Annotated in this window: 22 protein-coding genes; 11 read left to right on the forward strand and 11 right to left on the reverse strand. The window is 60.0% G+C overall.

Translation table 11 applies throughout. The features are described 5' to 3' along the window. Positions 1 to 226: 226 nt before the first annotated feature. The gene (locus ACYZTM_RS21860) at positions 227 to 871 is read right to left on the reverse strand and encodes a glutathione binding-like protein (RefSeq protein ID WP_461984605.1); all 645 of its coding nucleotides are present in this window, start codon (positions 869 to 871) and stop codon (positions 227 to 229) included. A gap of 144 nt (positions 872 to 1,015) precedes the next feature. Here ACYZTM_RS21860 and ACYZTM_RS21865 point away from each other — a divergent pair, with 144 nt between their 5' ends. Further along, positions 1,016 to 1,567 carry a cysteine hydrolase family protein gene (locus tag ACYZTM_RS21865; RefSeq protein ID WP_131059238.1) on the forward strand — a complete coding sequence of 184 codons (552 nt, stop codon included), beginning with the start codon at positions 1,016 to 1,018 and terminating at the stop codon, positions 1,565 to 1,567. Positions 1,568 to 1,717: 150 nt separating this feature from the next. Here ACYZTM_RS21865 and ACYZTM_RS21870 read toward each other — a convergent pair whose 3' ends face one another. From ACYZTM_RS21870 to ACYZTM_RS21885, 4 genes are all read right to left on the reverse strand, one after another. After that, a complete protein-coding gene (locus ACYZTM_RS21870) occupies positions 1,718 to 1,927 on the reverse strand; it encodes an SEC-C metal-binding domain-containing protein (RefSeq protein ID WP_007906737.1) in 210 nt (69 codons plus the stop codon). Beyond that, positions 1,924 to 2,418 carry an LEA/WHy family protein gene (locus ACYZTM_RS21875; RefSeq protein WP_461984607.1) on the reverse strand — a complete coding sequence of 165 codons (495 nt, stop codon included), beginning with the start codon at positions 2,416 to 2,418 and terminating at the stop codon, positions 1,924 to 1,926. Before ACYZTM_RS21875 ends, ACYZTM_RS21870 begins: the two co-directional genes overlap by 4 nt. Positions 2,419 to 2,595: 177 nt before the next feature. Then, the gene (locus ACYZTM_RS21880; protein WP_131059255.1) at positions 2,596 to 3,072 is read right to left on the reverse strand and encodes a YchJ family protein; all 477 of its coding nucleotides are present in this window, start codon (positions 3,070 to 3,072) and stop codon (positions 2,596 to 2,598) included. Positions 3,073 to 3,076: 4 nt separating this feature from the next. Beyond that, the gene (locus ACYZTM_RS21885; protein WP_461984610.1) at positions 3,077 to 3,574 is read right to left on the reverse strand and encodes a DUF6231 family protein; all 498 of its coding nucleotides are present in this window, start codon (positions 3,572 to 3,574) and stop codon (positions 3,077 to 3,079) included. Positions 3,575 to 3,763: 189 nt separating this feature from the next. Here ACYZTM_RS21885 and ACYZTM_RS21890 point away from each other — a divergent pair, with 189 nt between their 5' ends. The 4 genes from ACYZTM_RS21890 to ACYZTM_RS21905 all read left to right on the forward strand — a co-directional run bounded on the left by ACYZTM_RS21890 (position 3,764) and on the right by ACYZTM_RS21905 (position 6,439). Next, on the forward strand, positions 3,764 to 4,459 hold the full coding sequence (locus ACYZTM_RS21890; protein WP_131059257.1) for an OmpA family protein: 696 nt from the start codon (positions 3,764 to 3,766) through the stop codon (positions 4,457 to 4,459). Between the two features lie 90 nt (positions 4,460 to 4,549). Next, on the forward strand, positions 4,550 to 5,263 hold the full coding sequence (locus ACYZTM_RS21895) for an OmpA family protein (RefSeq protein WP_461984612.1): 714 nt from the start codon (positions 4,550 to 4,552) through the stop codon (positions 5,261 to 5,263). Positions 5,264 to 5,409: 146 nt separating this feature from the next. After that, on the forward strand, positions 5,410 to 5,688 hold the full coding sequence (locus ACYZTM_RS21900; RefSeq protein ID WP_131059259.1) for a DUF1145 domain-containing protein: 279 nt from the start codon (positions 5,410 to 5,412) through the stop codon (positions 5,686 to 5,688). Then, entirely contained in the window at positions 5,681 to 6,439 is a 759-nt protein-coding gene (locus ACYZTM_RS21905; protein WP_461984615.1) for a collagen-like triple helix repeat-containing protein, read from the forward strand. Before ACYZTM_RS21900 ends, ACYZTM_RS21905 begins: the two co-directional genes overlap by 8 nt. Positions 6,440 to 6,548: 109 nt before the next feature. Here the strand turns inward: ACYZTM_RS21905 and ACYZTM_RS21910 are convergent, their stop codons facing one another. After that, a complete protein-coding gene (locus ACYZTM_RS21910) occupies positions 6,549 to 7,007 on the reverse strand; it encodes a CopD family protein (protein WP_461984617.1) in 459 nt (152 codons plus the stop codon). Between the two features lie 99 nt (positions 7,008 to 7,106). On the opposite strand from ACYZTM_RS21910, the gene dinG reads away from it, so the two are divergent. From dinG to pdxH, 5 genes are all read left to right on the forward strand, one after another. After that, positions 7,107 to 9,251, forward strand: coding sequence for an ATP-dependent DNA helicase DinG (dinG, locus tag ACYZTM_RS21915; RefSeq protein ID WP_131059262.1), 2,145 nt, complete (start codon positions 7,107 to 7,109; stop codon positions 9,249 to 9,251). A 95-nt stretch (positions 9,252 to 9,346) separates the two neighbouring features. Then, positions 9,347 to 11,842: a beta-galactosidase gene (locus ACYZTM_RS21920; protein WP_131059263.1), complete on the forward strand. Its 2,496-nt coding sequence runs from the start codon at positions 9,347 to 9,349 to the stop codon at positions 11,840 to 11,842. A gap of 218 nt (positions 11,843 to 12,060) precedes the next feature. Then, on the forward strand, positions 12,061 to 13,206 hold the full coding sequence (locus tag ACYZTM_RS21925; protein ID WP_131059343.1) for a serine hydrolase domain-containing protein: 1,146 nt from the start codon (positions 12,061 to 12,063) through the stop codon (positions 13,204 to 13,206). A 113-nt stretch (positions 13,207 to 13,319) separates the two neighbouring features. Continuing rightward, positions 13,320 to 14,444 (forward strand): OmpA family protein, encoded by a 1,125-nt coding sequence (locus ACYZTM_RS21930; protein ID WP_461984619.1) that lies wholly within the window; start codon positions 13,320 to 13,322, stop codon positions 14,442 to 14,444. A 24-nt stretch (positions 14,445 to 14,468) separates the two neighbouring features. Beyond that, a complete protein-coding gene (pdxH, locus tag ACYZTM_RS21935) occupies positions 14,469 to 15,116 on the forward strand; it encodes a pyridoxamine 5'-phosphate oxidase (RefSeq protein WP_131059265.1) in 648 nt (215 codons plus the stop codon). Between the two features lie 5 nt (positions 15,117 to 15,121). Here the strand turns inward: pdxH and ACYZTM_RS21940 are convergent, their stop codons facing one another. After that, a complete protein-coding gene (locus ACYZTM_RS21940; protein WP_131059266.1) occupies positions 15,122 to 15,358 on the reverse strand; it encodes a hypothetical protein in 237 nt (78 codons plus the stop codon). Between the two features lie 165 nt (positions 15,359 to 15,523). Between ACYZTM_RS21940 and ACYZTM_RS21945 the strand changes: the two genes are divergently transcribed. Further along, positions 15,524 to 15,988: an outer membrane lipoprotein gene (locus tag ACYZTM_RS21945; protein WP_131059267.1), complete on the forward strand. Its 465-nt coding sequence runs from the start codon at positions 15,524 to 15,526 to the stop codon at positions 15,986 to 15,988. Between the two features lie 71 nt (positions 15,989 to 16,059). Here the strand turns inward: ACYZTM_RS21945 and ACYZTM_RS21950 are convergent, their stop codons facing one another. The 4 genes from ACYZTM_RS21950 to nhaA form a co-directional block, all read right to left on the reverse strand. Continuing rightward, a complete protein-coding gene (locus ACYZTM_RS21950; protein ID WP_461984622.1) occupies positions 16,060 to 16,329 on the reverse strand; it encodes a pyocin S6 family toxin immunity protein in 270 nt (89 codons plus the stop codon). After that, the gene (locus ACYZTM_RS21955; RefSeq protein WP_461984624.1) at positions 16,326 to 16,580 is read right to left on the reverse strand and encodes a colicin E3-like toxin immunity protein; all 255 of its coding nucleotides are present in this window, start codon (positions 16,578 to 16,580) and stop codon (positions 16,326 to 16,328) included. The genes ACYZTM_RS21950 and ACYZTM_RS21955 overlap by 4 nt, the downstream gene beginning before the upstream one ends. Before the next feature lie 7 nt (positions 16,581 to 16,587). Then, a complete protein-coding gene (locus ACYZTM_RS21960; protein ID WP_461984626.1) occupies positions 16,588 to 17,811 on the reverse strand; it encodes a colicin E3/pyocin S6 family cytotoxin in 1,224 nt (407 codons plus the stop codon). 121 nt (positions 17,812 to 17,932) lie between these two features. Beyond that, entirely contained in the window at positions 17,933 to 19,120 is a 1,188-nt protein-coding gene (gene nhaA / locus ACYZTM_RS21965) for a Na+/H+ antiporter NhaA (protein WP_131059270.1), read from the reverse strand. Positions 19,121 to 19,222 lie beyond the last annotated feature (102 nt).

The following is a 19,222-nucleotide window of genomic DNA, read 5'->3' on the forward strand; positions in this document are numbered from 1 at the left end:
GGTTATTTCCGGATTTGTCCGATAAACCACAACTCTAGATCGTAATACTGTTCACATAAGCGCGGGCACCCACATTTGTGGCGAGGGGATTTATCCCCGTTGGGGCGCGAAGCGGCACCCAGAATCCATTTACAGACCGAGTTGTCCGTATTCACGACTGCCTCGCAGCCGAACGGGGCGGTGCGACGTTTCGCTAAATCCCCTCGCCACAGGTCATGCGTCGTTTTCAGGGTTTTGGTGGGTTGACCTTGGCCGCCAGGGCATAGGCCTTTACGGTCGCCGGACGGTTCTGGATGTGGGTGAACCAGCGCAGCACGTTAGGGAAGTCTTTCAGGTTCTGGCTCTGCCACTTGTGGGAAACGATCCACGGGTAAATCGCCATGTCGGCAATGCTGTATTCGCTGCCGGCGACGAAGTCTTTATCGGCTAGCTGTTTGTCGAGCACTCCGTACAGGCGGGCCGTTTCATCGATATAGCGCTTGATCGCGTAAGGAATTTTCTCCGGTGCAAACTGGCTGAAGTGATGATTTTGCCCGGCCATCGGCCCCAGACCGCCCATCTGCCAGAACAACCATTGCAGCGCTTGCTGGCGACCGCGCAGGTCTTTGGGCAGGAACTTGCCAGTCTTCTCCGCCAGGTACAGCAAAATCGCCCCCGACTCGAACACCGACAGCGGTTCACCGCCATCGATTGGCTCATTGTCGACGATGGCCGGGATTCTGTTGTTTGGGGAGATTTTCAGAAAGTGCGGCTGGAACTGCTCGTTCTGACTGATGTTGATCGGGTGCACGTTGTACGGCAGGCCGGCTTCTTCCAGGAAAATCGAGATTTTGTGGCCGTTGGGGGTGGTCCAGTAATACAGGTCGATCATGAGTACTCCACATCAAGAGACGTCGTAGGGTCGGACAGCGACCGCGGGCATCAGGTCGTCCTGTTTGCATTCGATGGCTTGCCTGTAAGAGGAGGTGATGCTGAAGTGCGTGAAATTCAATGTCCTCGTGTGAGAAAAGTCGGCATGGAGCTCAAGAACAACGCAGCACTGATCATTGTCGACCAGCAAAAAGGCATCCTGCACCCCAGGCTCGGTCGCCGAAATAATCCTCAGGCCGAGGCGCGAATCCTAGATTTGCTCGCGTATTGGCGTCGAACCGGGCGGCCGGTGATTCATGTGCAGCACCTGTCCCGTTCACCGGATTCAGTGTTCTGGCCGCAGCAATCGGGTGTGGAGATTCAGGAACGTTTCCAGCCGTTGGCCGGCGAGCAGCTGATTTCCAAACAGGTGCCGGATGCGTTTTGTGCGACGGGGCTGGAGGCGAGTTTGCGCGAGGCGGGGATCGAGCAGTTGATCATCGTTGGCGTTGCGACTCACAACTCGGTGGAGTCCACGGCGCGAACGGCCGGGAACCTGGGGTTTGACGCCTGGGTTGTGGAGGATGCGTGCTTTACGTTCGATAAGGCTGATTATTTCGGCAATGCGCATTCAGCCGAGGAAGTGCATGCGATGTCGCTGGGGAATTTGCACGGGGAATATGCGATGGTCGTCAGCACTGCACAGATTCTGGATTGATGGCGGGTTTGAGGGCCTCTTCGCGAGCAAGCCCGCTCCCACATTAAATCTGCGGCGGATACAAAATATGTGTCAGGCGCAGTTCAAATGTGGGAGCGGGCTTGCTCGCGAAGGCGATTCAACTGGCGAAAAAATTATCCGCCCGAAGCATCAAGCGCCGTGGCATTTCTTGAATTTCTTGCCGTTGCCGCATGGGCAAGGGTCGTTGCGGCCGACGTCTTTCAGGGCGTTGCGCACCGGTTCCTGGTGGGCGTGGCCGCAGTTCGGGCCGTGGACATGGCCATGGTCGTGATCATGGTGGTCGTGATGGTCATGATCGTGGTTGCAGTCAGGGCCATGGACATGGGGTTGCTGGGTCATCGGTTTTGCTCCGGAATTAAATCGGCGGGGATTATCACGCCATTGCGTGCCAGGTGCACGTAGTGCGCGATGAATAAACCGGTTTCCATTTCACCTTCCAGCCGATAGGGGATGGGCTGATCGGGTTTTTTCAGCATTTTCACCAGATCCCGCACCTTGGGCCACAGGTTGGTGCGGATCGGCACCTTGAAATAGGCACTGCGTTTGGGACCGACCGTGAACCAGTGTTCATGCTCACCTTCGGCCAGCAATATCTCGCCTAGGTGAATGCGGTATTCAAGCCCACGCACCGTCAGGTCGCTGTCGTTGGGGTTGTCGACGCGAAAGTGCAGGATGAATTTCTGCTCCATCAATTTGGCCCGGACCACTTCGACCTTGACCAGATGCACTTGCGGATCCGGCAGATCGCCACCGAACCAGGATGCGCAGCCGCCGAGCCCGAGAAGCAGGAGCAGAGTAAGCATCTGTAACACGCGCCGCTGGGTGGTCATGGTGACGTCTCCTTGTAGCCGCTGGCGAAGCCCGCCCGACCTGTAGGAGCGAGCGGTGCGGCGATCCGACTTGCCCGCGAAGAACGATGACGCGATTTACCTGAAGGATCGGGGGACATTCTTCGCGGGCAAGCCTCGCTCCTACAGGTTCGGGCGGCTCCAATTACAGGGATCACCTCAATTGCCGAAATAACCCGCACAACACTTCTTGAATTTCTGCCCGCTGGCGCACGGGCAGGCGTCGTTGCGTCCAGCCTTGAGTTGCACGGTAGGGTCGATGAAGTACCAGTGCCCGGCGTTCTGCACGAACGAGGAGCGCTCGCGGTGGCTGTGTTCACCGCCACCGTCATGCCAGCGGGCGGTGAATGTGACGAACGCGTGTTCCGGCTGACCGCCGAATACCTCGGAGCTTTCCACCTCAAGACCCAGCCAGGTACTTTGCGCACTCCAGTCGCTGATGGACTGACGATCCAGGCCGGGTTGTTGGGCGGGCAGGGTGGTCCCCACCAGATAGTCGATCAGCCCCAGCACATAGGCGCTGTAGCGCGAGCGCATCAAGGCTTCGGCACACGGCGCCGGATGTCCGGCGTGGTAATGACCGCAGCAGGCATCGAGCAAGGTGCCGCTGCCGCAAGGGCAAATGGATGTACTCATTGCGTTACCACCAATATTTCCCGAAGTTTTCCGGATTGGCCCAGAACCGCGAGTTGAGCCAGTCGGGCACCTGTTTATAGTCAAGCAGATCGTAGGTGAACAGCGTCAGCACTTGATCGTCGCGCTGGAAACATTCACTGGCTTGCAAGGCTAGGGAAAAGAAATCCGTCTCCTGCCAGCCGCTGGCCGGCAAATCCGCCAGTACCGCAATGCGACTGGCGTTCAGATTACGGATGCCACCTAATAAGTTCAGACCTTCGCGCTTGGGCAAGTGTTCGAGGCAATCGACCACCAGCGCCAGATCAAACCGGCGCGCCGCCAGTTCGGCCGGCAGCGCACCAGGTGCCGCATGCGCCACGCAGCTGTCCGGGTGCGCGAGCTTGAACGCCTCAAGCGCGGGAAATTCGCTGGCGCCGATCAACAACAGGCGCGCGGGGGCGTATCGATCAAGCAAAGCGGCCAACGCCTGCTGCGGCGTGCGCGAAGAAATACCTGCAATCATCAGAGATCCTCAATCAGAGCACCAAGACTAGCCTGCCCAAACGTCCGGGCCTAGAGCAGCTTTCCCCAAAAAGCGGCGATCTACCGTGAATACGGGGCAAAACAGCGGTGGCCTATTGCTGGCGGAGATTAAAACTCCGGTCTTTACTCCCTGAATCGGTTTCATGCCGATCCCTCAGGAGAAAACTAGATGAGCATAGTTCGGACAGCATTACCTTTGGTTCTGCTAACCAGTGTGTTGACTGGTTGCGCAGGTTTGCAGAAAACCGACTGGCCGACCTGTGCGGCGGTCGGCGGTGTCATCGGTGCCGGTCTCGGTGCGACCGAGAGTTCGGCATGGGCGGGGTATGGTGCGCTGGTCGTCGGCGGTACGGTGGCGGCGTATTGCTGGGTGCATGGCGATGGCGACGAAGACGGCGATGGTGTGCCGGACAGTCGCGACAAGTGCCCGGGTACGCCTAGAGGCGTGAAAGTCGATGCTGACGGTTGCCCTCCACCGGTGCCTGCGCCAGTGGTCGAAGAAGCCGTGGTGGTCAAGGAAGAAGTCATCGTCATCCGCGATGTTCACTTCCAGTTCGACAAAGCCACGCTTACCCCTTCCGACAAAGATGTACTCAACACAATCGCCACTCGCCTGAAGCAGGAAGCCAGCACCGCACAGTTGACTGTGACCGGTCACACCGACAGCGTGGGCAGTGATGCCTACAACCAGAAACTGTCGGATCGTCGCGCGCACTCGGTGGTGGAGTACCTGATTTCCCAAGGTGTGCCACGCAGCAGCTTCGTGTCTGTGGCCGGTGCCGGTGAAAGCCAGCCAGTCGCCGATAACAAAACCGCTGACGGCCGTGCACTGAACCGTCGCACGGAAATCAAAATCAACCGCTAAGCCCCATCCGCTCCGCGGCTTGTGCAGTCGCGGATGCGGGTCTTTACTCCTGTGTAACCGGTATGGGCCGGTGACACAGGAGCTTTCCATATGAGTGTTCTCACACGGACCGTCTTGCCGGTTCTGCTAATAGGCAGCCTGTTGACCGGCTGCGCAACCCACAGCGATGGCACCGCCCCCCTCAATCAACGTACCTGGCCGATCTGCAGCATCATCGGCGGACTGGTCGGCGGAGGCTTGGGCGCGATCAAAAGTGCCGGTTGGGCAGGCGGTGGAGCAGCGCTCGGTATCTTGACCGGTGGCTTGATCTGTTACGCCCAGGATGGCGATGAGGACGACGATGGTGTCTTCGATCGACGTGATCGTTGCCCCGATACCCCGGCCAATACCCCTGTCGAACATCATGGTTGTCCACTGCCGCAGTATCCGGCCAGCGTGAAACCTGCCGAAGTTGTGCAACCCGAGGTCATCACCCTGCCCAGCGACGTGCTGTTTGCCTTCAACAAGTCTGAGCTGAGTGCCTCCGCGCAGAGTCAGCTGGATTCGCTGATGGGCAAACTGCAAAACGCCGATGTGGTGAGCATCAAGGTGATCGGCCACACCGACGGCGTGGGTTCGGATGAATACAACCAGGCACTCTCGGAACGGCGCGCCAGCAGCGTGGCGGCCTATCTGTTGAGCCAGGGCCTGGCGCCGAACAAACTCACCAGTGAAGGCAAGGGCGAAAGCCAGCCCGTGGCCGACAACGATACCGATGAAGGACGCGTGAAAAACCGTCGGGTGGAGCTGCACGTTAATCGCTAAACCCCGAACTAGAGCCGTCGGACGATATCTCGATTGATCCGACGGCCATTCGGCGGCCTTCATGAAGAATTTTCCGTTGCCCTCTGGCTTATCCCTCGCGGATGCCGTTACTGTGCGCGCAAAGAATAATTCTCAACGGGGGGCATATGAAGGTGATTTGGGGGCTGGGGAAGTTATTGACCCTGCTGTTCTGGCTGGTGGTGCTGGTCAATCTGCTGATGCCGTTTGTCAATCCGCTGCACCAGTTGGTCGATCTGGCCGGTGGCGTGTTGGCGTCCCTTCATCTACTTGAGGCGGTGTTCTGTTTCCGCAGCCTCAGAGGTCGCGCCCACCCTTGGCGTGATCGCTTGAAAATCCTGTTTTTCGGCGTATTCCACCTGCAAACCCTCCCGGCTCCGACCGCATCGAAGGCTTCCCATGCGTAAACTCTGTCTGCTCGCCGCACTCATCAGCCCATTGGCCTGCGCTCAGGTGGTCAGTGTCGAAACCAATTCGTTGATGCGCCTGCCCAACACCGCCAGCACTTTGCAGCTGGAACGACTGGAAGTCGCCGATTACGGCACCTTGTTGATTCCCTCGAACGTGACCGAAGTGACCGTCGGCGAATTGCATCTGGGTCGTGAGGCGCGGATCGCCATCGTGCCGAGTGAACAGGCACTGGAATTGAAAGTCAGCCGTGCCGAGTTGTCCGAAGGCAGCCAGATCACCGCTCGCGGGGCGCCGGGGACTTACCTCAAGGCAGCCCGCTCGGGACGCAACCTGAATTTGCAGATCAAGGCGCTGAATGCGCCGCAGTTGTCGGTGGACGCTCGCGGTGGCGCGGGTGCGCCAGGTTTTGTGGGGCTCGACGGGGCCAACGGTCAGGCACCGGGTTGCACCTGGGGCCAGGCGGGTCGCGGTGCCGATGGCAGCAATGGCAGTGATGGTCAGCCGGGCGCGCCCGGTGCGCTGGTCAGGCTGGAAGTGCCACGTGATTATCCGGTTGAACAGATCAAGGTTCAGGTGGCGGGCGGTGCCGGCGGCATTGCGGGGCCTGGCGGTAAACCGGGCGCGGGCGGCAAGGCCAAGGGCTGCCTCGTCTACGAGGCCGATGGCGGCAAAAGCGGCCGCCCTGGGGTTGATGGACAGCCGGGGCCTGCGGGTGCTGCGGGTTCGGTGACGGTTCAGCGGTTGTAAGAACTGTTCGATAGTTCCCACGCTCTGCGTGGGAATTCAGCCCGTGACGCTCCGCGTCACTGGACGCGGAGCGTCCCTTGAGGCATTCCCACGCAGAGCGTGGGAACGATCACGGTCTGGCCGCAGCGATCGCCACCAGCACCAACCCGACAATAAGATTGATCCCCACCAATTTGCGAATCTTCCCAAGCGTCGCGGCCCCGGTCGGCCAATCCTGCGCCGTCACCGCCGTGCGCAACTCCGGCAGCAGTAGCGCCTGAATCCGGATAAACAGCGCGGTCATCACCACGTACAGCCCCATCATCACCTGTACATACCGCGGCGCGGCCTCAAACCCGGCGTACTGCAAATGAATCATGCCGACCCCGCTGATCGGCAACAGCACCACCGCGACCCAGACCCAGCGGAAAAAAACCTGAAACACTTCTACCCACAGCTTCAAACGGGCAGGGCCTTCCAGGGCCTTCATCGCCGCGGGGCGCAAGACCATCCAGGCGAAAAACATGCCGCCCACCCACACCAGGGCGGACAGGACATGCAGGGTGTAAACGATGCCAAAAGGTGTCATTGAGGTACTCCGTTCTGCGCGGGATTAATTAGCGGGGTATGATAGCGGCCGATCCGAACCACTGAAAATTTATCCAGCGTTTTTTGCGCCCGACAATCCATGATCAGCACCGAACTCAAAACCACGATCCAGGGCGCCTACTCGCGTTTTCTTGAAGCCAAGAGCCTCAAGCCGCGCTACGGCCAACGCCTGATGATCGCCGAAATCGCCAAAGTCCTCGGTGACATCGACACCGACGACGAAGGCCGGCGCAGTGGCGACCCCGCGATTGTCGCGGTGGAAGCCGGCACAGGTACCGGTAAAACCGTGGCCTACAGCATGGCCGCGATCCCCACTGCGAAGGCCGCCGGCAAGCGTCTGGTGATTGCCACGGCCACCGTGGCCCTGCAAGAGCAGATCGTCTACAAGGATTTGCCCGACCTGATGCGCAACAGCGGGCTGAATTTCAGCTTCGCCCTGGCCAAGGGCCGCGGGCGCTACATGTGCCTGTCCAAGCTCGACATGTTGCTCCAGGAAGGTCACGCGCAAACCGCTACGGCGCAGCTGTTCGAAGAAGAAGGTTTCAAGATCGAGGTCGACGAGGCCAGTCAGAAGCTGTTCACCAGCATGATCGAGAAACTCGCCGGCAATAAATGGGACGGCGACCGCGACAGTTGGTCCACCGCCCTGGAAGACGCCGACTGGGCGCGTCTGACCACCGATCACAGCCAGTGCACCAATCGTCATTGCCCGAACTTCGGCCAGTGCGCCTTCTACAAGGCCCGCGAAGGCATGGGCAAGGTCGACGTGATCGTCACCAACCACGACATGGTCCTGGCTGACCTGGCCCTGGGTGGCGGCGCCGTCCTGCCGGACCCGCGCGACACCATTTACGTATTCGACGAAGGTCACCACCTGCCGGACAAGGCCATCGGTCACTTCGCCCACTACACGCGCCTGCGTTCCACCGCCGACTGGCTGGAAACCACCGCCAAGAACCTCACCAAACTGCTGGCCCAGCATCCGCTGCCGGGCGACTTGGGCAAGTTGATCGAGCAAGTGCCGGAACTGGCGCGGGAGATCAAGACCCAGCAGCAATTCATGTTCACCGCCTGCGAGCAGGCCGCCGATTTCAAACCCGGTGAAGACGTTGAAGGCCGCGAGCGGCCACGTCATCGCTTCGTCGGCGGGGTGATTCCCGAGCACATGCGCGAAATGGGCATCGAGCTTAAGAAGGGCTTTGCCCGTCTGACCGACCTGTTCACCCGGCTCACCGAACTGCTCAAAGAAGGCATGGACGGCGAGGTCAACATTGGCATCGCCAGCAACCAGGCCGAGGAGTGGTATCCGCTGTTCGGCAGCCTGTTGTCCCGCTCTTCGGGCAACTGGGAATTGTGGGTCGCGTTTACCGCGGAAGACCCGGAAGACAACCCGCCCATGGCCCGTTGGCTGACCCTGGCCGAAAGCGGTTCGCTGTTCGATATCGAGGTCAATGCCAGCCCGATCCTCGCGGCGGAAATGCTCCGTCGCAACCTGTGGAATGTGGCCTACGGCGCGCTGGTAACCTCGGCGACCCTGACCGCGCTCGGCACGTTCGACCGCTTCCGCATGCGCGCCGGCCTGCCGAAAAAAGCGGTGACCGCCGTAGTCCCGAGCCCGTTCCATCATGCCGACGCTGGCGTGCTGCGGGTGCCGGACCTGAAGGCCGATCCGCGTGATGCGCCGGCGCACACCGCGGCGATCATCCGTGATCTGCCGCAACTGGTGGAAGGTTCGCGCGGCACCCTGGTGCTGTTCTCCTCGCGCAAACAGATGCAGGACGTGTTCGACGGCCTGGACCGTGACTGGCGCAAGCAAGTGTTCATTCAAGGCAACCTGTCGAAACAGGAAACCCTGAACAAGCACAAGGCACGTGTTGATGGCGGAGACTCCAGCGTGCTGTTCGGCCTGGCGAGTTTTGCCGAAGGGGTCGACTTGCCCGGTGCGTATTGCGAGCACGTGGTGATCGCGAAGATTCCGTTCTCGGTGCCCGACGATCCGGTCGAAGCGGCGCTTGCCGAGTGGATCGAAGCCCGTGGCGGCAATCCGTTCATGGAAATCTCCGTGCCGGATGCCTCGCTGAAACTGGTCCAGGCCTGCGGTCGCTTGCTGCGCACCGAAGAAGACCGCGGCACCATCACCTTGCTCGATCGACGGCTGGTCACCCAGCGTTACGGCAAGGCAATCCTCAATGCGTTGCCACCTTTTCGTCGTGAAATTTCCTGATACAGGGCTGGGCAATTTTGCCCAACCCGTTGTCTATCCCTTAGCCATCGCTTTTCCACTGGCCATTGTTGGTCGTTAGGGAGAACTTCGTTCTTATGATTCGCCGTTCGTTGCCCGCTGTTTTCGCTCTGATGTTCGCAGCCCCTTTGCTGGCAGCCCCTGCCGGCCAACAGACGCTGTTCAATTTTGTGCGCCCCGCCGACGTCGTCCAGGTGGCGACTCAGGATGCCAGCCTGCCGCAATCCAATGCGGAGCAAACGGCCGAAGGCGAAGTATTGCGTCGGGTGACGTTCAACCCGGTGGCGCAACCGACCTTGCGTCTGACCCCGCAAACCGGGGCCTGGGACTGGTCGCAGTCAGGCGTGATGAGCTTGCGCATCCAGAGCGCGATGGACTGGGCCGTGACCCTGTACGTGAAAATCCAGAGCAACGATGGCAAGACGCTGATCAGTCGTGTCGATTTGCCGGCCGGACCGGCGCAGACCCTGCTGGTGCCGCTGCAGCCGAGTTCGTCGCTGAGCCTGGGCATGAAGGCCGGGCCGCCGATGCCGATGACGTTTGACGGCCAACGCGTATTGCTGGCCAGCAGCGCCGGTGAACTGGATCGCAGCCAGGTGGTGTCGGTCACGTTGTCGATGGATCAGCCGAAAGTGGCCCAAAGTATCTTGCTTGAGCGCTTCGGCGTGCAGGACGGTGAAGCGGTGACAAAGGCCGCTTATGGCGGCCTGGTGGACACCTATGGTCAATTGACCCGGGCCAAATGGCCGGAAAAGGTCAGTAGCGATGAGCAACTGAGAAGCGCCGCCGCCAAGGAACAGCAACAAACGAAAACCTGGCTCGCCGAGCGCGAGAAGACGTCACTGGACAAATTTGGTGGCTGGAACAAAGGACCGGCGTTCAAGGCCAGCGGTTTTTTCCGCACTGAAAAACGTGACGGTCGCTGGTACCTGGTGACTCCTGAAGGGCATCCGTTCTATTCGCTCGGGGTCAACACCGTGACCCCGGACGTCAACCAGACCTACATCGCCGGCCGCGAGTGGATGTTTGAATCCCTGCCAAAAACCGACGAGCCGCTGGCCAGCCACTATGGCGAAGGCGACAACCGCGGCGGCAACGGCGCCGATCAGGGCCGTGGCTATAACGCCGGTCGCTGGTACGACTTTTATGGCGCTAACTTGCAGCGCCTGTATGGCGAACCTTGCGCGCTGGGCAGCGATACCAAGGCCGGTGTCGCCGAAGCGGTCGAGGCAACGGCCGATAAGGCGGCTGAGCAACCGGTCGCGCCGACGACTGCCGAATCCGGTGTCGCCGAAGCTGCCAAGACCGGCGCAGTCGAAGCGGCTGCCGCGAAAGCCGTTGAGCAAGCCCCCGCCGAACCCTGCAAAGCGGTGGTTGATGAAAAACGCTGGGCCAGCCACACCCTGGATCGCCTGCAAGCCTGGGGTTTCAACACCGTCGGCAACTGGAGCGCCCCGGCGCTGGCCAATGCTGACCGTGTGCCGTACACCCTGCCGCTGTCGATCGTCGGCGATTACGCCAGCATCAGTACCGGCACCGATTGGTGGGGCGGTATGCCCGACCCGTTTGACCCGCGTTTCGCCATGGCCACCGAACGGGCCGTGGCCATCGCTGCCCGCGACCACCGCGACGATCCCTGGCTGATCGGTTACTTCGCCGACAACGAACTGGCCTGGGCCGGCCCCGGCGATGATCCGAAAGCCCGTTACGCGTTGGCCTATGGCACCTTGAAAATGACCACCGACGTGCCGGCCAAACGTGCGTTCCTCAAGCAATTGCGCGACAAGTACCGCAATCAGGCCGGCCTTTCCAAGGCCTGGGGCATCGACTTGCCTGCCTGGGAATTGATGGAAGACCCGGGCTTCGTGCCGCCGCTGCCAAGCGCCGAACACCCGGAAATCGAAGCCGACTTCAAATACTTCCAGAAGGTCTTCGCCGATACCTACTTCAAGACCCTCTCCGATTCGCTTAAGTGGCACGCGCCGAATCAGCTGTTGCTGGGCGGTCGCTTCGCCATCAGCACCCCGGAAGCCGTGGAGTCCTGCGCGCAGTATTGCGACGTGTTGAGCTTCAACATGTACACCCTGCAACCGCAGGACGGCTATGACTTCGCCAAATTGCGCAGCCTGGACAAACCGGTACTGATCACCGAGTTCAACTTCGGCTCTGCCGATCGCGGCCCGTTCTGGGGCGGCGTGACGCAATTGGCCAAGGAAGAAGACCGTGGGCCGGCGTATGCCAACTTCCTCAAACAAGCACTGAGCGAACCGTCGATTGTCGGGGTGCACTGGTTTCAGTACCTCGATCAACCCGTGACCGGCCGTCTGCTGGATGGCGAGAACGGTCACTTTGGTCTGGTGGGCATTACCGATCTGCCGTTCCAGGGCTTCGTCGACAGCGTGCGCAAGAGCAACCTGGCGACCGTCAATCAGTTGGGTAAAGAGGCCGAGAAGGCCAGGGCTGAAGCCGAAAAAGCCAGCCATGAGGGCGAGGGCGGCCGGAAAGCTGACGCCGGCAAAGATGCGGGGAAAGGTGCGGATCATGCGGGCGGGCATTCGGCCAACAGCCACTGAGTCCTGCTGGACCGCGTTATCGTTCTTCGCGGGCAAGCCTCGCTCCTACAGGTCCGTGCGATCCGTAGGAGCGAGGCTTGCCCGCGATGGCGCCCGCCAAGGCGCCACAAATTTCAGATCCAATCCACGGGCAACCGACCGCCCAGCCCGCACTTGTTCCCAAATCCCCCAAGGGCTGGAACAATGCGGACCACTTTGTAGAATTCGGGGAGTTGCGGGTGCAGATTCAGGGTCATTACGAGCTTAAGTTCGAAGCGGTACGCGAAGCTTTCGCGGCGCTGTTCGACGATCCTCAGGAACGTGGCGCGGCATTGTGCATCCGGGTCGGTGGCGAAACCGTCCTGGACCTTTGGGCCGGTACCGCCGACAAGGATGGCCTGGAAGCCTGGCACAGCGACACCATCGCTAACCTGTTCTCCTGCACCAAGACCTTCACCGCCGTCACGGCCCTGCAATTGGTGGCCGAAGGCAAGCTGCAACTGGATGCCCCGGTGGCTCGCTACTGGCCCGAATTCGCCGCCGCCGGCAAGGAGTCCGTCACCTTGCGTCAGTTGCTCTGCCATCAGGCCGGCCTGCCGGCGCTGCGCGAGTTACTGGCGCCTGAAGCGCTTTACGACTGGCACACCATGGTCGATGCCCTGTCCGCCGAAACGCCGTGGTGGACACCGGGCGAAGGTCACGGTTATGCGGCGATCACCTACGGCTGGCTGGTGGGCGAGTTGCTGCGTCGTGTCGACGGTCGTGGGCCGGGCGCGTCCATTGTGGCGCGGGTTGCGAAGCCCTTGGGGCTGGATTTTCACGTTGGCCTGGCGGACGAAGAGTTCCACCGCGTGGCGCACATCGCGCGTGGCAAGGGCAATGTTGGCGATGCCGCCGCCCAGCGCTTGTTGCAAGTGACCATGCGTGAGCCGACCGCCATGACCACCCGGGCCTTCACCAACCCGCCGTCGATCATGACCAGCACCAACAAACCCGAATGGCGCCGGATGCAACAACCGGCCGCCAATGGCCACGGTAACGCCCGTAGCCTCGCTGGTTTCTACGCCGGCCTGCTCGACGGCAGCCTGCTGGAAAGCGAAATGCTCGAGGAGCTGACTCGCGAACACAGCATCGGCGAAGACAAGACTCTATTGACCCGGACCCGTTTTGGCCTGGGTTGCATGCTCGATCAACCGGATGTTCCCAATGCGACCTACGGCCTCGGCCCACGGGCATTCGGCCACCCGGGCGCTGGCGGCTCCATCGGTTTTGCTGACCCGGAACACGATGTCGCCTTCGGTTTTGTGACAAATACCCTGGGGCCGTACGTCTTGATGGATCCACGCGCGCAGAAGCTAGCGCGAGTACTGGCCACTTGTCTGTAAAACGCACTCACGGGCTCCAGGGTCGGAACCCGAAGGCCTTTATGGTTTCCAAGCGTCTGTTTATCCGGGTCACGCCGGCCTGATTTTTTTGACTTCATTTTTGTGGATATCCAATGTCATTCAATAAAACCACCCTTGCCTTGGCCCTGTGCGTCGCTATCACCGGTTGTGCACAGACTCCACAAAGTGATTCGGATGGCAGCAGCTGGTGGCCGTTCGGCTCCTCCGACAAAGTCGCGGTGAAAGAGCCGGCCCCTGCTCCAGCTCCAGCCCCAGCCCCAGCCCCAGCCCCTTTGAAACCTGCCGTCGCCGCTCCAGTGGCCAAGGCTGAAAGCTCCAGCCCGTGGTACTGGCCGTTCGGCTCCGATGAAGTGGTCGACAAAAAGCCAGAAGTAAAACCTGAAGCCAAGCCTGTCGAAGTGGCCAAGGCTGAAGCCGATGCCGGTGGCAAATGGTGGTGGCCGTTCGGTGGTAAAGAACAACCGACCGCCAAAGTCGTGCCGATGCCGGATCCTAAAGTCACCCAGGCCTGGCTCGACGATTACGAGCCGCGCCTGCGCGAAGCGATCAAGGACAGCAACCTGAAACTTGAGCGCCGTGAAAACGTGTTGGTGGTTATCGCGCCGGTAGAAGGCTCGTTCAACCCGGACCGTCCGGCCATGCTGCTGCCGGTGACCCTCGGCCCGTTCACTCGCGTCGCGAAAATCCTTGAAGTCGATCCAAAGACTGCCGTGCTGGTGCTCGGCCACAGCGATACCTCGGGCGCTGCACCGGCCAACGTAAAGCTGAGCCAGGAGCGTGCACAAGCCGTGGCCGCAATTTTCCGCCTCAGCGGTTTGCAGCGTGATCGTCTGATGCTGCGCGGTATGGGCGGCGAAGCCCCGCGTGCTGCCAACGACAGCAATGAAGGCCGTGCCTTGAACCGTCGTGTGGAATTGCTGGTGACTCCGCAAAACACCATGGTCGCGCTGCTGAGCAAGTACAACATGCCGGCTCCGGCGCCAGTGAAGATGGTCACTGCCCAAGACGTCAAGCCAGTGGTCAAGCCGGTTACCCCTGCGCCAGCCGCGAAGAAAGCGGCTGTGCCTGCTGCGAAAAAAGCCCCGGCCAAGAAAGCGGCCAAGGCTCCAGCCAAGAAAACACCGGCTAAAACTGCAACGCCTGCGAAAAAAACGGCGCCAGCCAAAGCCGCAGCGGCGGACAAGAAAGTCGTTACCGCCGATGCAGACAAAAAGTAATTCGTTAACCAAAAGGAATGCGCAATGACCCAGGGCCTGGCTGATATGCGTCGCGACTACACCCGTGATGGCCTGACCGAGGCGCAAGCCCCGGCCGAGCCGTTCGGGCTGTTCCATCAGTGGTTTGCCGACGCGGTGAAAACCGAGCAACCGCCGGTGGAGGCCAATGCCATGACCCTGGCCACGGTCGATCAGGACGGTCGGCCGCATTGCCGCATTCTGCTGCTCAAGGGCCTGGACGAGGAGGGCTTCACCTTCTTCACCAACTACGACAGCGCCAAAGGCCAGCATCTGGCGGCGAACCCGTTCGCCGCCATGACGTTTTTCTGGCCGACCCTGGAGCGTCAGGTGCGCATTGAAGGGCGGGTGGTGAAGGTCGCGGCTGAAGAGTCCGACGCCTATTTCCAGGTCCGCCCGCTGGGCAGTCGCCTCGGTGCCTGGGCTTCGCCCCAAAGCCGCGTGATTGCCGATCGCGCTGAACTGGAAGCGCTGCTGAAGAACACCGAGCAACGCTTCAGCGACACTCAGCCTCATTGCCCGGAACACTGGGGCGGTTACCGCTTGCTACCCGAGCGCATCGAGTTCTGGCAAGGCCGTCCGAGCCGCCTGCACGATCGCCTCAACTACCGTTTGCAAGGCGCCGACTGGATTCTTGAACGTCTGGCACCTTAAGCAGTCTACCGATCGGGATAGCCCGCCGCAGCGGCTTCAAGCCACTGGGGCAGGTCCCGGCGCTTGATCTTCTGCGCCTTAGCGCTTGCCAGTTGTTCGAGCATGAACGCTTTTTTCTGCTCGTCTTTACCCGCCAGTGCCAACGCCAGATCGCGGTCCATCCAGCGTTTGATCCGCACGTACAGCCACCAATGGAAGTACAAACCGGCGACAGTGGTGACGACAATGATGAAGTAATCCATGAAAATCCTTGGGTCGGTGGCGCAGATTTTTCAATTTGCCGCTACTGTGTGGTGAGTCCGAGGCGCCTGTACCGGGCCTGAATGAAACCATTTTTATCCGGGCGATGCCGTGACAGGCGTCAAGCTGCGGAGTTTAATGAATACCTGTCCTTTGGAGTTGATGCTATGCGTAAGTCTGTTCTGCTGGTTGCTTCCTTTTCCACGATGGCGATGTTGCTCACTGGCTGCCAATCGAGCCTGACCGGTGACTCCTACTCCCGTGACGAAGCGCGTCGTGTGCAGACCGTTCGCATGGGCACCATCGAATCCCTGCGCCCGGTGAAAATCGAAGGCACCAAGACCCCGATCGGCGGCGCAGCGGGCGCAGTGGTCGGCGGTGTCGGCGGTAGCGCCATCGGCGGCGGTCGTGGCAGCATCGTGGCGGCGGTTATCGGCGCCGTCGCTGGCGGCCTGCTCGGCTCGGCCACCGAAGAAGGCCTGACCCGTGCCCAAGGCGTCGAAATCACCGTACGTGAAGACGACGGCAGCATGCGCGCCTATGTGCAGCAGGTTCAGGAGAATGAAGTGTTCCGTGTGGGCGAGCGGGTGCGGATTGCTACTGTAGATGGGACAAGCCGCGTTTCGCACTAAGCGGGAACGAGCGGTAAAAGAAAACCCCGACCGGGTGATTGGTTGGGGTTTTTTGTGTTTGTGGCTTCCGTTTATGTTTGATTCAACACAGTTAAGCGTTTGCAAAGACCTAAGTAATAGGTCAAGTCGTTTCGGGAAGGGCTACCAACGATTTCCATTATCGCAAAAGCTTGAGTGTGGGATAACTCGTGCTCTCCCATAGGTACATCCCACAAGGTGGACCACCCCATGACACTCAGCACCTGTTTCTCGATGGCCTGCGGTACATCCTTTTCATACTGGAGTGAATTGTCTGGATTGGGTTCAGGGAAGAATCCAGAGAGCGCGATATAGATGTTCACCAAGCGGTCCTATACCGAAAGGATATTTGGTAATCGAAGGCGGTTGGATCAATTTTGTGGGTGAACGAGGGCTGAAGTTTCGGAATCCAATCAGCTTTTACATCGAAACCACCGTCATAAATATTGTCTGCATCCATCAAGCCCAGCGCGTCAATTATTGAGCCGTCGTCGCCTAAATCTGCGGAGTATTCTTTCCCTTCTGCGATTTCTGTTTTTTTATCGTACCAATCCAAACTGACTTTCAGGCCCATACCATCCTCACAAGTACTTTTTAATGTTGCGTTTCTTCTTGGGCGGGTCTATTTGCTCACCCGTGGTGTGATCGAATGAGCCTAGATGACTGCCATCGCTAGCGAGATATGCCTCCAATTCACCATGCAGGGAATCCCATTCGTAAATCGTCCGTCCCTTAGCATCTATCCAACGGGATCTGAGCCCGCCGCCCCCTTGTTTGGGCGTTTTCTTTTTCACTTCCTTCAACCCTGAAAAGCCTGTGATCTCTTCTGTTTCAGGTGGTGAGTGATAGTCGTGGTCAGGGTTTGGAAGTTTTCTTCCTGATACGCTAACTACAATGTAAACCGGCTTAATCCCCGACCCCACCGGAAACACAAGAATGAAATCCTTGTACTCCGGCGGATAAACCGGATTCACAATAATGCCGTCAGCCGCTTTCGTCGGCGGATAAACCCAAATATGCGGCGCTTGCGGTGCAGCCTCCAGCGCTGGAATACCAAGGATGTCCGAACCATCCACAGCCGGTGTCCAGATCAGCTCAACCCCATCCCCCAGATTCGCCACCTGCTGACTCTCGCGCAGTGCGAACTGCACAACATCAACCATTTCCCAGTCGCGGTTCTTGCCGGTGTAGAAAGCGTATCCCTTGAGGCTGCCATCAGCCTGTTGTTCCACTCGCAGGCGAACGCGAGTCCTGGCCTGTTTCAAGGCACGCAATTGATCTTCGGTATAGAGCGCGCTGTCGCCCAGGCTTGGCGTCCAGAACAGCGCGACCACCGTGGCTAATGCGGCGGTTCCTGCAGCGCCGATTGCTGCGACCGGAGCAGTGAGCGCAGGAGCGCGAAGTGCCATTCGGCCAATGCCAAGCGAGACGGTACTGCCGCTGATGGTTTCAAGATTCAGCAGCCCGGCATCGTCTGCTTCACGGGCGCCGAGCCAGGCGACTTCCCCGTAATCCTTGAGGCTGTCGGTGGGCACCATGCCCGAAGGATTCGAGTAATCGATGATGGCGTCCGGCAGCTTGCAGGACTTGGCGAAGACGCATCCCGCACGAACGGATTCGTGCTTTTTGGCGACGACCTCACGGCTGCGTTCGAAGGCTTCTTGCCTCGCGAGCATCGCATCGTAAGCGTTTTGTCGGGCGTCCCGCTCGGCCAGTTCGGTGGCCGTCATGAAGCGGTGGGTGACGTGATGTCCGTCGCCGGACGGCGGGTTTTTAACCCTGGGGACTTCCTTGTTTCCAGCCACTGATCTTCCTTGCGTTCGTACGTCGGCAGCCCCCAAACAAGGGGCTGTGCGACGTTAACGAACGAGGTTAAACGTGGCTGTAGGACGAATCCTGAATGTCGTTAAGAGTGTTCTCTATCACTCAGGATTGCAGCGTGGTGCGCTTGCGACTCGCTGCCGCCGTCACCGCATAACCGATCAAGGCCGCCAGAATCGAACCGGTCAAAATGCCCATCCGGTCCATCCCGGCGTATTCACTGGCGCCGGGCACGAAGGCCAGGGAACCGACAAACAGGCTCATGGTGAAACCGATTCCGCAGAGGATCGCAACGCCCAGCACCTGACCCCAATTGGCACCTTGGGGCAGGGCGGCGATGCCGATTTTCACGGCCAACCAGGTCAGGCCGAACACACCGAGGGTTTTGCCCAGCAGCAAGCCAACCGCGATGCCCATCGGTACATCGTGGGTGAAGCTTTCCATGGTCACACCACTGAGCGACAGACCGGCGTTGGCGAAGGCGAACAGCGGCAGGATGCCGTAGGCCACCCAGGGATGCAGGGCGTGTTCGAGGGTCAGCAACGGCGACGGTTCGGCGTTTTTCGTGCGCAATGGAATGCAGAACGCCAGGGTCACTCCGGCCAGTGTCGCGTGGACGCCGCTCTTGAGCACGCAGACCCAGAGGATCAAACCGATGATCATGTACGGCCCGAGCTTGACCACGCCGAGCCGGTTCATCGCGATCAACGCGACGATGCAGGATGCGGCCAATGCCAGGGAAAGCGTCGACAGCGTGCCGGAATAGAAGATCGCAATGACGATGATGGCGCCGAGGTCGTCGATGATCGCGAGGGTCATCAGGAACAGTTTCAGCGACACTGGCACGCGCTTGCCCAGCAGGGCGAGGACGCCGAGGGCGAAGGCGATGTCGGTGGCCATCGGGATGGCCCAGCCGCTCAAGGCGGCCGGGTTGTCACGATTGAAAAACCAGTAGAGCAGCGCCGGAACGACCATGCCGCCAATCGCTGCCGCGCCGGGCAGGACGATCTGCGAAGGTTTCGACAGTTGACCGTCGAGGACTTCGCGCTTCACTTCCAGGCCGATCAGCAGGAAGAACAGGGCCATCAGGCCGTCGTTGATCCACAGTAGCGCCGGTTTGGCGATTTGCAGCGCACCGACCTGCGCCACCACCGGCGTGTCCAGAAAACTGCTGTAAAGCCACGACAACGGGGAGTTGTTGATGATCAGGGCCAGGGCTGCCGCGGCGATCAACAACAGACCGCTTGCAGCTTCCAACTGAAAGAAACGCGTGAAAGTGCTACGCAGAGGCAAGGTCGCTCTCCATCGAATAATCAAAAAGGTGGCACACCCTAACCCGTACCGTAAGTTGTTAAAACAAAAGTTATATTCTTTTTTGTTATATGCCGTTACAAC

This window comes from Pseudomonas sp. MDT2-39-1 (assembly GCF_054898085.1).

What these genes read in the sequence shown, in the direction of transcription:
- ACYZTM_RS21860 (WP_461984605.1), bottom strand. Translation starts at nt 871, where the DNA reads ATGATCGACCTGTATTACTGGACCACCCCCAACGGCCACAAAATCTCG.
- ACYZTM_RS21865 (WP_131059238.1), top strand. Translation starts at nt 1,016, where the DNA reads ATGGAGCTCAAGAACAACGCAGCACTGATCATTGTCGACCAGCAAAAA.
- ACYZTM_RS21870 (WP_007906737.1), bottom strand. Translation starts at nt 1,927, where the DNA reads ATGACCCAGCAACCCCATGTCCATGGCCCTGACTGCAACCACGATCAT.
- ACYZTM_RS21875 (WP_461984607.1), bottom strand. Translation starts at nt 2,418, where the DNA reads ATGACCACCCAGCGGCGCGTGTTACAGATGCTTACTCTGCTCCTGCTT.
- ACYZTM_RS21880 (WP_131059255.1), bottom strand. Translation starts at nt 3,072, where the DNA reads ATGAGTACATCCATTTGCCCTTGCGGCAGCGGCACCTTGCTCGATGCC.
- ACYZTM_RS21885 (WP_461984610.1), bottom strand. Translation starts at nt 3,574, where the DNA reads ATGATTGCAGGTATTTCTTCGCGCACGCCGCAGCAGGCGTTGGCCGCT.
- ACYZTM_RS21890 (WP_131059257.1), top strand. Translation starts at nt 3,764, where the DNA reads ATGAGCATAGTTCGGACAGCATTACCTTTGGTTCTGCTAACCAGTGTG.
- ACYZTM_RS21895 (WP_461984612.1), top strand. Translation starts at nt 4,550, where the DNA reads ATGAGTGTTCTCACACGGACCGTCTTGCCGGTTCTGCTAATAGGCAGC.
- ACYZTM_RS21900 (WP_131059259.1), top strand. Translation starts at nt 5,410, where the DNA reads ATGAAGGTGATTTGGGGGCTGGGGAAGTTATTGACCCTGCTGTTCTGG.
- ACYZTM_RS21905 (WP_461984615.1), top strand. Translation starts at nt 5,681, where the DNA reads ATGCGTAAACTCTGTCTGCTCGCCGCACTCATCAGCCCATTGGCCTGC.
- ACYZTM_RS21910 (WP_461984617.1), bottom strand. Translation starts at nt 7,007, where the DNA reads ATGACACCTTTTGGCATCGTTTACACCCTGCATGTCCTGTCCGCCCTG.
- dinG (WP_131059262.1), top strand. Translation starts at nt 7,107, where the DNA reads ATGATCAGCACCGAACTCAAAACCACGATCCAGGGCGCCTACTCGCGT.
- ACYZTM_RS21920 (WP_131059263.1), top strand. Translation starts at nt 9,347, where the DNA reads ATGATTCGCCGTTCGTTGCCCGCTGTTTTCGCTCTGATGTTCGCAGCC.
- ACYZTM_RS21930 (WP_461984619.1), top strand. Translation starts at nt 13,320, where the DNA reads ATGTCATTCAATAAAACCACCCTTGCCTTGGCCCTGTGCGTCGCTATC.
- pdxH (WP_131059265.1), top strand. Translation starts at nt 14,469, where the DNA reads ATGACCCAGGGCCTGGCTGATATGCGTCGCGACTACACCCGTGATGGC.
- ACYZTM_RS21940 (WP_131059266.1), bottom strand. Translation starts at nt 15,358, where the DNA reads ATGGATTACTTCATCATTGTCGTCACCACTGTCGCCGGTTTGTACTTC.
- ACYZTM_RS21945 (WP_131059267.1), top strand. Translation starts at nt 15,524, where the DNA reads ATGCGTAAGTCTGTTCTGCTGGTTGCTTCCTTTTCCACGATGGCGATG.
- ACYZTM_RS21955 (WP_461984624.1), bottom strand. Translation starts at nt 16,580, where the DNA reads ATGGGCCTGAAAGTCAGTTTGGATTGGTACGATAAAAAAACAGAAATC.